Origin of the sequence: Kocuria soli (assembly GCF_003797835.1) — a bacterium.
Taxonomy (GTDB): domain Bacteria; phylum Actinomycetota; class Actinomycetes; order Actinomycetales; family Micrococcaceae; genus Kocuria; species Kocuria soli.
On sequence record NZ_RKMF01000003.1, the window covers coordinates 172,311 to 186,128 of the forward strand.

Consider the following 13,818-nt stretch of genomic DNA (forward strand, 5'->3'; position numbering starts at 1 on the left):
TTCAGGGGCGATCAAACTGCGCACTCGGCTGCTCAGGGTCAGGCGATCAGGACTCCCGCGATGGCTGCGCTCATGAGATTGGCCAGGGTGCCGGAGAGCACCGCGAGCAGTCCGAGCCGAGCGATACGGCTGCGTTGGGTGGGGGCCAGCCCACCCAGTGCACCGATCTGAATGGCCAGCGTGGCGAAGTTGGCGAACCCGGTCAGCGCGAACGTGACGATGACCTGCGTCTTGGGGGAGTAGTTGCCGATCTCTGGGCCGAAGGCGCTGAAGGCCACGAATTCGTTGAGGACCAGCTTCTGACCCAGGAAGCTTCCCGCGGCAACGGCCTCGTTCCACGGGACGCCGACGATGAACATCACCGGGGCGAAGATCCAACCCAGGATCTGCTCCATGGTCAGGCCCTCCAAACCGAACAGCCCGCCCACGGCCCCCAGCAACGTGTTGACCAGGGCGATCAACGCAATGAACGCCAGCAGCATGGCGCCCACATTGAGGGCCAGGCCCAGGCCTTCGCTCGCGCCGCGTGCGGCGGCGTCGATCACGTTGGCGGGTTCGTCGTCGCCCTCGGCCTGGTGGGCGATGTCCTCCGCGTCCCGGACCTCCCGAGGGGTGTCCGCGGCGCTCGTGGCGTGAGCTTCTGTGGACGTGGTGACCGTGGAGGTCTCGGCTGCCTCCGGTGCGTCGGGCTCCGGGCCTGTCTGTGATTGCTGCCGGCGCGTGAGTTCAGCCGCTGATTCCGCGGCGGCGCCGCGTTTGCCTCCGCGCTTGAAGAGTCCCATCAACCCCTCACGACGTCGCGGCGGGGCGGCTGCCGGTTGACCGCTGCCGGCGTCGGTCCACTCGGGGCCTTCGAGAGCACCCGCGGGGACGATCAATTTGGCGATGAACAGGGCCCCGGGTGCAGCCATGAAGCTGGCCGCGATCAAGTACCGCAATTCGGCGCCGAGCAGCGAGTACCCCACCATGACCGAACCGGCGACCGTCGCCATGCCGCCGACCATGACGGCGAACAATTCCGAGGTCTTCAAGCGGGGGAGGTGCTGCTTGATGAGCAGCGGAGCTTCCGACTGGCCCAGGAAGATGTTGGCGGCCGCATTCATGGATTCGGCGGTGGTGGTGCCGAAGAGCTTGGACATTGCTCCGCCGATGATCTTGACCACCCACTGCAAGATCCCCACGTAGTGCAGGACTGCGGTCAAGGCCGCGAAATACACGATGACCGGAAGGACCTGGAACGCGAAGACCGAGCCTTCTTCCGGGAGGATCGGTCCGAAGAGGAAGTCGATGCCGGCATTGGCCGAGTTGATGACCGACTGGACGCCCGAGGTCAGCGCCTCCAGTGCCGCGCACCCCGCCGGCACGTACAAGACCAGGACACCGAAGAGCACCTGCGTGAGCAGCGCCAGGGTCACGGTTCTGATGCGAATTTTGCGACGGTCCACTGAGAAGAGCACCGCGATGGCGATGATGAACGCCATCCCGCCCAGGCCCCACAGCACATTCATTCCGGTTTCCACCGTTCGGATCGGGTGCAGGTCGTGTGTCCCACGGTACAGAAGGCTCCGTACGGGGGTGTCGGTTGGGTGCTCGGCGCTGCCCTGGTCGCCGAGTGCGCAGTTTGATCGCCCCTGAGTGAGTCAGGAGCGATCAAACTGGCGTCTCGGCAGGAGGGGGCGGGTGCCCTAGAACGCCATCCCGAAGGCCAGTGGGCCCAGCAGCAGCGTGAACACCGTGATCAGCAGGACGCCCACCACGTTGAGGATCGCGCCGCCGCGCACCATCTCCGCGATCTTCACGTGCCCGGAGGCGTAGACGATGGCATTCGGCGGGGTGCCCACCGGCAGCATGAATGCGCACGTGGCGGCCAGGGCCGCCGGAATCAGCAGGGAGATCGGATCGAGGCCCAGTCCGATGGCCACGCCGCCCAGGATGGGGATGAACGCGGCAGCCGTTGCCGTGTTGGATGTGACTTCCGTGAGCAACAGGACCACCGCGACGACGACGGCCAACAACGCCACGATCGGCAGCGCCCCCAGGCCTCCGACCTGATCGCCGAACCACACGTCCAGCCCGGTGCTGGCCACGGCAGCCGCCAGTGAGAGGCCGCCGCCGAACAGCAGGAGAACTCCCCAGGGGAGCCCTTCCTCGGCGTCTCTCCAGTGCAGGGTCATGTTGCCGCGGTTGTCGCCCGGGATGATGAACAGGAGGACACCGGCGGCGATGGCAACCACCGTGTCGTCGAAGACTTCCAGCCAGGGCCACGCTTCCGCCAAGGACGGGAAGCCGGAGAGAATGCCGGGCACGATCCAGAAGAACGCTGCTGTCACGAACACCGCCAGGACCACCCATTCCCCGCGGGACATCCGCCCGAGGTCATCGATCTCCTTCTGGATCAGTTGCTTGCCACCCGGGATCTCTTTCAGGTTGAAACGGAAGATCACGAACGTCATGAGCAGCCACGAGACGCCGATGAATACGATCACGATCGGAACGCCCAGGAGCATCCACTGCGCGAAGCCGATGGTCTCCCCGAGTTCTTCGCTGATGTATCCGGCCACAATCGCGTTGGGCGGACTTCCCAGAAGCGTGCCCAGGCCGCCGATCGTCGCCGCCCAGGCGATGGAGAGAACCAACGCCACTCCGAACTTGCGGACATCGGGATTGTCGATGACCTCGCTCAAGGTCTCGGTGGCCGTCAGATCTGTGCGAATCGACGCCGTGTCGACGTTCTCGGCCTGGCCGTGCTTCTGGCTGTTCTCGACCACCAGGGTGAGAACGCTCAGGCTGATGGGCAGCATCATCAGCGTGGTTGCGGTGTTCGAAACCCACATGGAGAGGAACGCGGTGGCGATCATCATGCCCAGGATGATCTGGCGCGGTTGTGTTCCCACTGCACGCAAGGTGAGCAACGCAATGCGCCGGTGGAGGTTCCACTTCTGCATCGCTATGGCGATCAGGAACCCACCCAGGAAGAGGAACACGATGGGGTTGGCGTACGGCGCGGTCGCTTCCTCCGGCGTCAGTTCCGTCAGGATCGGGAACAGCACGATGGGAAGCAGGGACGTCACGGGCAGGGGTACGGCCTCGGTCATCCACCACACGGCCATCAGCGAGCCGATCGCGGCCACCGTGCGTGCATCCTGAGAAACGTCTGCGGATCCCAGGAGTAGCCAGACCACGAAGAACACCACCACTCCCAGGAGGCGGTACAGCCAGAGACCGCCGGTTTTCACCCGCGGGGGATGGTCGTCATCGGTGACCGCCGGCTGGTGGTGCACCGGGTGACCATCCAAGGTGTCGGTGGCGGTGTCGTCGACGGGCGGTGGGGAATCAGCATGCGTGCCGGACATGTGATGCACCTCACGGATCGGGGGAAGGTCCCACGAAATTAACAGCCAGCTGTGTGCGTGAGCAATCATGTGGCCGCCAACCGCGCTTTGTGACCGTGCTCACAATGCCCTACGGTTGTCGGACACCCCTCCGCGGCCATCCCTCACCGGCCCGCGACCCCCGGTGGCGGTGGCCCGGAGATCGACCGCAGCCATCCCACATCCTGACTCGAGGAGCACCCTTGTCCGAGATCTCCCTTCCGCGCCTGGTCGAGACCCCGGCCACCGACAACACCACCGATCTCCTGGTGCGTAACGCGCGGAAGGCCAGCGATCCCGCACTGTTCTCCCGCAGGGAGGGGGATCAGTGGGTCGAAATCCCCGCGAGCAAGGCGCTGGCGGACGTGATCGCCCTCGCCAAGGGGTTCGTGGCGGCCGGGGTCCAGCCCGGGGACCGGGTGGCTCTGATGTCCCGCAACCGCTTGGAGTGGTCCCTGTTGGACTTCGCGGTGTGGTTCGCCGGCGGCGTCGTCGTCCCCGTGTACGAATCCTCGGCCCCGACCCAACTTGCCTGGAACCTCTCCGACTCCGGAGCGGTCGGGCTGGTGGTCGAGACCACCGAGCACAAGGGCGTGTGGGAGCGCGCTGCCCACAACGAGGACCTGTCCGGCGTGCACAGCGTCTGGTGCCTGGACGAAGGTGCCGTGGGGCACCTGACCGAGGGTGGCAAGGACGTCCCGGACGAGGAGGTCGAACGACGACGCCGCATCGCGGGCCTGGACGACCTGGCCACCGTCATCTACACCTCGGGAACCACCGGTCGACCGAAGGGCTGCGAACTCACCCACGGGAACTTCGTGGAACTCTCCGAGAACGCGGCGGCCTCGATTCCCGAAGCTGTCCACGAGGGCGCCCGGACGGTCATGTTCCTGCCGTTGGCGCACGTGTTCGCGCGTTTCATCCAGGTCATGGCGGTGGGTGCCGGTGTGAACATCGCCCACACCTCGGACATCAAGAGTCTGCTGGATGACCTGAAGAGCTTTGAGCCGACCTTCCTGCTGGTGGTTCCGCGAGTGTTCGAGAAGGTCTACAACTCGGCGCAGCAGAAGGCGGAGGCCGGCGGGAAGGGAAAGATCTTCGACAGGGCGGCGGCGGTGGCCATCGAGTGGTCCCGTGCCGAGGAGCAGGGCAAGGTCCCCTTGACGCTCAAGGTGCAGCACGCACTGTTCGACAAGCTCATCTACGGCAAACTGCGCGAAGCCATGGGCGGGAAGGTCAAGTACGCGGTCTCAGGCGGCGGGCCACTGGGGGAGCGCCTGGGGCACTTCTTCCACGGCATCGGGCTGCGCGTGCTGGAGGGCTACGGGTTGACCGAAACCACGGCCCCGATCACGGTCAACACCGCCAAGAAGATCAAGATCGGCACCGTCGGCACCGTGTTGCCGGGCAACTCCGTCAAGATCTCCGACGACGGCGAGGTCCTGGCCAAGGGGATCTGCGTGATGCGCGGTTACTGGAACAACCCCGAGAAGACCGCGGAGGCCTTCGACGACGACGGGTGGTTCCGCACCGGCGACCTGGGATCCCTGGACCAGGACGGGTATCTGAAGATCACCGGGCGCATCAAGGAACTGATCGTGACCGCCGGGGGCAAGAACGTGAGCCCCGTTGTGCTGGAGGACCAGGTCAGGGCGCACCCGTTGGTGTCCCAGTGCATTGCCGTGGGGGAGAAGCGGCCCTTCATCGCCGCCCTGGTGACCTTGGACGAGGAGGCTCTGCCGGGGTGGCTGGACGCCCACGGGTTCGACGCGTCCATGACGGTCGCCCAGGCCAGGGAGGACGAGCACGTTAAGAAGGCCGTCGAGGAAGCGATCGAGCACGCCAATCAGGCGGTCTCCCGTGCGGAACAGATCCGAGAGTTCCGGATTCTGGAGCACGACTTCTCCGAGGCGGACGGCACGCTGACTCCGTCCCTCAAGCTGCGGCGTCGTCATGTCCTGGTCAACAACGAGGAACTCATCGACGAGATCTACGGTGGGGCGCTCCAGCACGAGTGAGGCCCTGGATTCGCTGACAGCGAGATCGGGTGTGAGCTTGGGCGACGTCGGGAATCACGGACGGAGTCCGGTGGCTGTTCACGGTGAGACCGCGGGAGTTCCCGCACAGCATTCGTGAAAGGTGTTCCGCCGTGGCTTTGCCGCTGTCAGTTCTGGATTTCGCAACCGTCCGTGAAGGTCACACCGTGGGGGAGGCCTTCGCTGAGTCCGTGGCTCTGGCCCAAGTGGCGGAGGGCCTGGGGTACGCGCGTGTCTGGTACACCGAACACCACAACATGGGCTCCATCGCTTCCGCCGCTCCGGCAGTCCTGATTGCCCACGTGGCCACCCAGACGGAGAAGATCCGGCTGGGCTCAGGCGGCGTGATGCTGCCCAACCACTCTCCGCTGACCATTGCGGAGCAGTTCGGCACCCTGGCCGAACTGCACCCCGGGCGGATTGATCTGGGCCTGGGCCGGGCTCCGGGAACTGACCAGGTAGCAGTGCGCGCCATGCGCCGGGATCCGCGCGCCGCTGAGGAGTTCCCGCAGGACGTCAAGGAACTGCAGGGGTACCTGCGTGACGAGTCCAAACTCCCCGGTCTTCGTGCCGTGCCGGGTGCCGGTACGAACGTCCCTCTGTACATCCTCGGTTCGTCGCTGTTCGGTGCTCGTCTGGCGGCGGCCTACGGGTTGCCGTACGCCTTCGCCTCCCACTTCGCCCCGGACGCCCTGGAGCAGGCGGCCGCCGTCTACCGGTCGGAGTTCGAGCCCTCCGAACAACTCGAGCAGCCGTACATGATGGCCGCCATGAACGTGGTGGCCAATGACGACCCCAACGTGGCCGTTGCCGAGAACGAGTGGTACCGGCGCACCCGGGTCAAGATGATGGCCGGCCGTGGGCGCACCCTGACGGACGAAGAACTGGACCTGGTCATGCACTCGGCGGCCGGGCAACAGATTCTGCACATGATCAAGTACACGGCCGTGGGCAACGGTGAACAGGTCGCTTCCTACGTGAAGGATTTCGCCGAGCGGGCGCAAGCGGACGAATTGATCATTGCCCCCGTGGGCTCTTCGGCGGAAATGACGCAGAATTCATTGAAAGTCCTTCGTGACGCCTGGGGTCGCTGAGGAACAGGCGGTTACCGCATAATTGGTACTCGTGCGTAACATTCTTCAGCCGTTCTCTCTGCCGGATCAGACGGGACGGACATGGTTGGTCACGGGTGCCACGAACGGCCTGGGGAAAGAGGTTGCGGCTGCCGCAGCCGGCGCCGGTGCCCACGTGATCGTCGCCGCGCGTGACACGCAGCGGGCCCAGAGGGTCCAACGTGACCTCGGAAATGCCAGCGTGCTGCCCCTGGATCTCGCCAACCTTTCCTCGATCCGGGCGGCCGCCGATTCCCTGGACCGTCCCGTGGACGTTCTGGTCAACAATGCCGGGACCGTCTCCGGGAATCGCACGGAAACCGCGGACGGTTTCGAACTCATGCTCGGAACCAATGCGTTGGGCCCGTTCGCCCTCACCAACCTGGTGTTGCCCCGGGTCCGTGAGCGTGTGGTCATCGTCGGCTCGGGGGCCCACCGGTGGCGCTCCATGGATTTCGAGGACCCGCATTTCCGACGACGGCGATTCTCGTTCGTCGCCGGCTACGGGCAGTCCAAGTTGGCGGACATGCTGTGGGGGCTGGGCCTGTCCCGGCGGCTTGCTGAGGGCGCGCGGGAAACGGGTACCCAGCGCATCGCAGTCCAACTGGCCCACCCGGGGTGGGCGCAGACGAACCTGCAGAATCACAGCCCGTGGCCGCTGATCAACAAATGGGTGGGATTCGCTGCACATTTCGGTGGCCAGTCCGCATCGGATGGGGCCCAGAACATTCTGGTCGCTGCCACCCGGGACCTCCCGGAATGCAGTTACGTCGGTCCCTCGGGGCGTGGGGAACTCAAAGGGGCTCCGGTCCTGGTGGGGCGCTCGCAGGCGGCCTCCGATCCGGACCTGGCGGAGCGGTTCTGGGCATTTGCCAGTGCTGCGACCGGCACGGATCTTCCCCGCGTTCGTCAATCGTGAGGCAGGTCCGCATACGTGAGGCGGTGCACGCGCGTGCCTCGATCCTCCGTGCGGGGTCTGACAAATCATGCTCAGGAGGCAGCGGCCTCCTGCTTGCGGAGGACGTGCACGGGCCGGGCACGCCCCTAGTCTGAACGCATGATCGAAAGATTCCTCGGACCCGGGAGCAGACGGGGTTGGCTGATCGCGGGGCTGACCCTCACCGCGCTGGTCCTCGGGCCGCTCATCTCCCTGGGCACATATGGGGTCATGGGCTCCTTGGTCGCCGACGGGACCGTGAGCCCCGAGGAGTACCCGTATTCCGAGGAATTCATTTTCGCGTGGATGCTGGTCGACACGGCCGTGGGGCTCGTGGCGGTGGCGCTCTTGCCGATCGCCTTGCGTCGCGCCCCGGAACCGAAGGTCTTGGACGAGGGCCCGGAAGTTGCGAATCTCAGCCTCAAGGAACCGCGGTCCGCCCTGGTCGCGGCCCTGGTGATCGGTGTGCTGGTTGGTGTGTCCGGGGCAGCCTTTCCCGCCTGGTTCATCGCCGTCGTCTCGGTCTGTTCCCGGGGTATCCGGAAGTGGGTGTTCTTCATCCCACCCGTGGCCGTCCTGTCTGCGGTGGGCAGTGTCTTCGTCGTCCCCATGCCGGAGTCCGACATCTGGGTGATCCTCATGGGGATTGCCCTGTCCCTGGCCATGACGGCCGTGCCGGTGCTGATCGGGCTGAACCGGTGGAGTCGGCGTCGTCAGATCAGGGCCCTGCGGTCGGAAGCGGCAACGGCCCGACGTGAGGCCGAGGCCGTGGTGCGCGAGGAGCAGGCACGCGCCGCCAAGACCCGTGCCGAGGAACGGACCCGGATCGCCCGCGAAATGCACGACACCCTCTCGCACCGTCTTGCGCTCATCAGCACGTACGCGGGGGCGCTGGACTACCGCGAGGACCTGGACCGGGACACGGTGCGGTCCACGGCGCGGCTGGTCCAGCAGACCGCGGCCACCGCATCCGCCGAACTGCGCACCGTCCTGGACGTGTTGCGCGACGACCCCACGGACACCCGTCCCGAGCCGGACCTCACCCAGGTCGATTCCCTGCTGGAAGAAGTCCGGGCCACTGGTGCCCAGGTTGAATCCCTCGTTCAGCGGCCCGACCTCGGTCAGATCCCGGGCACCGCCTCCAGGACCCTCTACCGCATGCTCCAGGAGGGTCTGACGAATGCCGTCAAGCACGCACCGGGTGCGCCCGTGACCGTGCGATGGCAGGGTGACGACGACGAAGTGCGGCTGACGGTCACCAACCCGTTGACGCCTTCAGATCACGCCGATTCGGTCCATCCCGCCTCCGGCTTCGGCCTGATCGGGTTGGACGAACGCGCCCGTGCCCTGGGCGGTAGCGTCAGGGCCACCCAGACCCAGAGTGAATTCCGACTGGAGGCCAAGGTCCCATGCCGCAGCTGAACCACCCCGCTGATTTCGATGAGGGTTCCGACGGGGATTCCGAGGTGAGCGGATCCAGCCCGGATCCGGTCCGTGTCCTGCTGGTCGACGACGAGGTGCTCATGCGGGCCGGGCTGCGACTGATCCTGGACGGGGCCGAGAACCTGGTGGTGGTGGGCGAGGCGGGCAACGGGGCCCAGGCGGTGGAGAAGGTCCAGGAACTGAACCCGGACGTTGTCCTGATGGACATCCGGATGCCCGGCACGGACGGTATCGAGGGCTGCCGGAGGGTCCGGGCACTCAGCGACCCGCCTGAGGTTCTGATGCTCACGGCCTTTGACACCGACGCCTTCATCCTGGAGGCGTTGGAGGGTGGGGCCATCGGCTTCCTCCTCAAGGACACGCCCCCGCGGCAGCTCGTGCGCGCTGTCCAGGAAGCTGCCGCCGGAAACGCCACCGTGTCGCCGTCGGTGCTCACACGCCTGATTGTGGTGGCCGCGGAACACGGCCGCCGGTCACCGGCGGGGACGACGACGCCGGTCGCGGCCCAGCCAGGTTTGGAGGAACAGGCATCCGAGGCGGCCGCCGTCCCGAGTCCGCTCAACGTCCTGAGCGATCGGGAGCGGGAGATCGCGGACGCCGTGGCCCGGGGGTTGACCAACACCGAGATCGCCGAGGAGATGTTCCTGTCCATCACCACCGTCAAGACACACGTGGCGCGCATCTTCACCAAGCTGGACGTGACCAACCGGGTCCAGGTGGCGATCCTGGTGCTTGAACACGGTCACCGCTGAGCCCCGGGGCGTCCGCCGACCGGGCCGACTGAGGGGCCGACAGACGCCGAGGAGGCGGTCCTGTCAGCCGCGAGGCTTGAGAACCACGGGCACGACGCGGAAGCCACCCATGGGGGCCGCTTCACGTTCGGAATCACGGGCCGGTTCCGGAATGCCCACGGCCAGGATCGCCCTGGTCACCTCGCGCAGTTCCAGCCGTGCGAGGGGGCGACCCGGGCAGACGTGCGGACCGATTCCGTAGACCAAGTTGTCCTGCGCATTGCCGTCCGGGTCGAAAGCGTCGGGATCGCCGAAGACCGCGGGGTCCCGGTTGGCGTCCGCCCAGTTCAGAATCACCTTCTGGCCACCTGCCACGGGGCAACCGCCGATTTCCGTGTCCGCGGTGGCGACCCGCCGGTTGGACACGAAGGGGTCGTCGATCCGCAGGAACTCCTCCAAGATGGCATCCACCTCGGCATCGGAGGCGCCCTGGGCGATCCGCTCGGCAACCTCGGGGCGGCGGGCCAGGTGATGCAGGATCACGCCCGTGCACTGCGCGATCGAGGCGAGGTCTCCACCGGTCCAGTTGCGCAGGATCGACACGATCTCCTGGTCGGTGAGTTCACCGGCGGCGTCGTCGTGGATGAGCTGATCCGTGACGTCGGCGGTGCCGTCGGAACCGCGCCGCGGCTCGATGATCGAGTGAATGATGCGGTCGAAGTGCTCGGCCACCGCGGCGGTCCGGGCCAATTCTCCGGACCGGGTGGCCTCCTGGTTCGCGCGGACCCAGTCGACCAGTTCCTCGGCCAGGTCGGCCGGCCAGCCCAACCAGGCCGACTGAGCGGCCACGGCGAACGGCATGCCGATCTGCTCCACCGCCTTGAGGGGGACTCCCAAGGGCAGGTTGCGGGCGATGTCGGTCGCGACGGCGCGGCAGGCGGGTTCGAAGTCCGCCATGGCTTCCGGCGTGAAATAGCGGTCGATCAGGGACCGAAACTTCGCGTGTTCCTGACCGTCCAAGCCGTTGGGGATCTGCAGGAACCGGGAAACGGCGCTGGAGAAGGTCCGCGGGTCCGTGGCTGCTTCCCGAACCGCCTCGTGCGAGTGGATTTCGACGATGCCGTCGGCCGTCAATGTCACGGGGGCGGAGGTACGGGAAGTGGTTTCGGGTCCGGGGTTCGGAGACTTCATGCCCCCGAATCTATGCCCGCCCGAGCGGTGATCCCCAACGGGTTCCGGGCGATGACACACCGTTGCAACGGAAACAGTTATGCGTGTCACATTCTGAGTTCGGTCCTAGGGTGTGACAAGGACGCTTGGTCCGCACTCGCGGCGTCGGCAGCCGAACTGGGTTGACGCAACCGGGTGAAGAAGATGACGAAAGGTCGACATCATGGAACTCAAGAACCTTCGACTTGCACCTTTGGCCGTGGCGACTGCTGCCGCATTGGCCCTGGTCGGTTGCGGTGGCGGCGGGGGTGAGTCCGGCGGTGGCTCCTCTGCTTCGGAAAGCGCGTCCGGCTCGAGCTCGGAATCCGCAGGTGCGAGCGAGGGCGCTTCGGGCGGCGCCAGCGAGGGCGCGTCCGAGGGGGCTTCGGGTGGTGCGTCCGACGGTGCCAGCGGCGGCGCCTCTGAGGGTGCCAGCGGTGGGGCTTCCGACGGCGCAAGTGACGGTTCCGGCGACGCTGCTGCGGGCGGTGCGGCCGGTGGCAGCGAAGGCTCCGGCTCGAGCGGCAACGAGGAGATCACCGGCGGTTCGGAATCCGGCTCGGACAGTGGTTCCGGTTCCGGCTCCGGTTCGGGCGAGAGCGGTGGCGCCGCCGCTGGTGGCGACGCGGCCGCGGGCGGCAGCGATGCCGCGGCCGGTGGCGATGCAGCCGCCGGTGCGGGTGCCGGTTCGATCCCCGCGGGCGAGTACGCACTGCAGCCGGGCGACACGCTGGGCTCGATCGCCGAGCGTTCGGGCGTCCCGGTGGCCGACATCGTGGCTGCGAACGGTCTGCCCTCGAGCGACCTGGTCTACGCCGGTGAAACCATCACCATTCCTTCGCTGTGAACGGTGCGGTGACCCGGAACCCATGACTCCCGGGAACCTGCGACCCCCACGGGTCGGCAGCTGAACCGGCCAGTCGGACGGGAACCGGGTCACCGATGCGGCGACCTGACGGAACCGCCGGATTCACGATGCACGACGTCGTGAACCCGGCGGTTCCGTCGTGTTTGCGCTCGAGCGGGTCAAGTGGGGCTTGGCCCGGTCGCGCTGTGAGTCGCATGTCTCCTAGCCTGGGGCGGTGGCCTCTCCGCCCCGAAACGGGCGCGACCCGTGGCAGCGGTCCGTCAGGACTCCGTCACACGCCAGTACTCAGTGATCCCCGAACCAACCGTCAAGGAGTCTCCGCATGACCCAGACCGGTGTCGACCACGTCCCGAACCCGAACACCCGACCCGAGGCCGGTGGATTCGACAGCGCCGACTGGTGGCGGCAGGCCGTCGTGTACCAGATCTACCCCCGCAGTTTCCACGACGCGGACGGGGACGGCCTGGGCGACCTCCGCGGGGTCACGGAGAAGGCCGACTACCTGAAGGACCTGGGCATCGATGCGGTGTGGCTCAGCCCGTTCTACCCCTCACAGTTGGCCGACGGTGGGTACGACGTCGACGACTACCGCGACGTCGACCCTCGCCTCGGGTCCCTGGACGACTTCGATGCCATGGTCCACGCACTGCACGGTCGCCGTATCAAGGTCGTGGTGGACATCGTGCCCAACCACAGTTCCAACCTGCACCGTTGGTTCCGGGAGGCCGTGGCTGCCGGCCCGGGTTCACTCGAGCGTGACCGCTACATCTTCCGAGACGGGCGGGGTGAAAGTGGTGAGCTCCCGCCGTCGGACTGGCAGTCCGTGTTCGGCGGCCCCGCCTGGACCCGGGTCACCGAACCCGACGGGGCACCCGGCCAGTGGTACATGCACATCTTCGCCAGCGAACAGCCCGACTGGAACTGGGACAACCCGGACGTCCATCAGGAGTTCCTGGACACCATCCGGTTCTGGGCGGACCGCGGGGTGGACGGCTTCCGGATCGACGTCGCCCACGCCCTAGCCAAGGATCTGGGCGAGGAATTGGTGGACAGCCACGCCCTGCCCAACGAATTCGAGGAGTTCGGCACCCACCCGTTCTGGGACCGGGACGAAGTCCACGACATCTACGCCGAATGGCGCCGCGCCTTCAACGAGTACGACCCTCCCCGGACCGCTGTGGCCGAAGCATGGGTGCACCCGGACCGGTTGGCGCGCTACGCCAGCCCCGACGGGCTGGGGCAGGCGTTCAGTTTCGACCTGCTGGAGGTCCCGTTCACCGCGGAGAACTTCCGGCGGGCGATCACCAAGAATCTCGACGAGGCTCGGCGCAGCGGTGCTTCCAGCACCTGGGTGTTGTCCAACCACGACGTCGTCCGCCACCCCACGCGCTACGGACTGGACCTGGACACGTTGCTCGAGCGCCTTGAAGAGCGCCCCCTGACGCCGTCGGGTGGAACGGACCTGAGCGTGGCCGCAAAGCAGTGGCTGCTCCTGGGTTCCCCGGAGGACCTGCTGGACCGCGACCGCGGACTGCGCCGGGCCCGCGCGGCCGAACTCTTGGTCCTGGCGCTGCCCGGGTCGGCGTACATCTACCAAGGGTCGGAACTTGGCCTGTACGAGGTCGTTGAGATCGACGACGATCAGCGCCAGGACCCGTCGTTCTTCCGCAACCCCGGCAAGGACCAGGGCAGGGACGGGTGCCGTGTTCCCCTTCCGTGGGAGCGCACCGCGCAGGACTTCGGGTTCGGCGGGCCCGCGCATCTGCCGCAACCCGAGTGGTTCGCCGGTCACGCTGCCGACGCCGAACTCTCCGATCCTGGATCCACGCTCAACATGTACCGCAGTGCCCTGGCCGCGCGTCGTGAGATGCAGGCCGCCGAGGAACTCGAGTGGGGGCCGCTGAACGGTGGCGACGTCGTGCACATCGTGCGGCCCGATGGCTGGGAGTCGATCACCAACTTCGGGTCGGATCCGCTGGAGCTTCCGGAAGGCGGTGTCGTCGTCGTGAGCAGCCAGCCACTGCAGAGCAGCCTGCTTCCGCCGGAAACCACGGTCTGGTTGCGGCACCGAACCGGCGGACGGTGATGCCTGGAGGTGACATGCTCGGCAC

At 66.8% G+C, this 13,818-nt stretch carries 10 protein-coding genes; 7 read left to right on the forward strand and 3 right to left on the reverse strand.

All coding sequences use genetic code 11. The features are described 5' to 3' along the window. Positions 1–38: 38 nt before the first annotated feature. Positions 39–1,508 carry a NupC/NupG family nucleoside CNT transporter gene (locus EDL96_RS03605; RefSeq protein ID WP_123824449.1) on the reverse strand — a complete coding sequence of 490 codons (1,470 nt, stop codon included), beginning with the start codon at positions 1,506–1,508 and terminating at the stop codon, positions 39–41. Between the two features lie 177 nt (positions 1,509–1,685). Next, positions 1,686–3,353: an SLC13 family permease gene (locus tag EDL96_RS03610; protein ID WP_123824450.1), complete on the reverse strand. Its 1,668-nt coding sequence runs from the start codon at positions 3,351–3,353 to the stop codon at positions 1,686–1,688. 221 nt (positions 3,354–3,574) lie between these two features. Here EDL96_RS03610 and EDL96_RS03615 point away from each other — a divergent pair, with 221 nt between their 5' ends. The 5 genes from EDL96_RS03615 (at position 3,575) to EDL96_RS03635 (ending at position 9,651) form a co-directional block, all read left to right on the forward strand. Next, complete coding sequence (locus tag EDL96_RS03615) at positions 3,575–5,389, forward strand: AMP-dependent synthetase/ligase (protein WP_123824451.1); 1,815 nt, start codon at positions 3,575–3,577, stop codon at positions 5,387–5,389. A 131-nt stretch (positions 5,390–5,520) separates the two neighbouring features. After that, the gene (locus tag EDL96_RS03620; RefSeq protein ID WP_123824452.1) at positions 5,521–6,501 is read left to right on the forward strand and encodes an LLM class flavin-dependent oxidoreductase; all 981 of its coding nucleotides are present in this window, start codon (positions 5,521–5,523) and stop codon (positions 6,499–6,501) included. Positions 6,502–6,532: 31 nt separating this feature from the next. Next, complete coding sequence (locus EDL96_RS03625) at positions 6,533–7,438, forward strand: SDR family NAD(P)-dependent oxidoreductase (protein WP_123824453.1); 906 nt, start codon at positions 6,533–6,535, stop codon at positions 7,436–7,438. 138 nt (positions 7,439–7,576) lie between these two features. Beyond that, a complete protein-coding gene (locus tag EDL96_RS03630; protein WP_123824454.1) occupies positions 7,577–8,878 on the forward strand; it encodes a sensor histidine kinase in 1,302 nt (433 codons plus the stop codon). After that, positions 8,866–9,651: a response regulator gene (locus EDL96_RS03635; protein WP_123824455.1), complete on the forward strand. Its 786-nt coding sequence runs from the start codon at positions 8,866–8,868 to the stop codon at positions 9,649–9,651. Before EDL96_RS03630 ends, EDL96_RS03635 begins: the two co-directional genes overlap by 13 nt. Positions 9,652–9,714: 63 nt before the next feature. Here the strand turns inward: EDL96_RS03635 and EDL96_RS03640 are convergent, their stop codons facing one another. Then, the gene (locus EDL96_RS03640; protein ID WP_123824456.1) at positions 9,715–10,821 is read right to left on the reverse strand and encodes a cytochrome P450; all 1,107 of its coding nucleotides are present in this window, start codon (positions 10,819–10,821) and stop codon (positions 9,715–9,717) included. Positions 10,822–11,023: 202 nt separating this feature from the next. Between EDL96_RS03640 and EDL96_RS13870 the strand changes: the two genes are divergently transcribed. Both EDL96_RS13870 and EDL96_RS03650 read left to right on the forward strand, forming a co-directional pair. Beyond that, positions 11,024–11,686, forward strand: a complete 663-nt coding sequence (locus EDL96_RS13870) for a LysM peptidoglycan-binding domain-containing protein (protein WP_123824457.1) — start codon at positions 11,024–11,026, stop codon at positions 11,684–11,686. A gap of 343 nt (positions 11,687–12,029) precedes the next feature. Beyond that, a complete protein-coding gene (locus tag EDL96_RS03650; protein WP_123824458.1) occupies positions 12,030–13,793 on the forward strand; it encodes a glycoside hydrolase family 13 protein in 1,764 nt (587 codons plus the stop codon). The last annotated feature ends 25 nt before the right edge of the window (positions 13,794–13,818 follow it).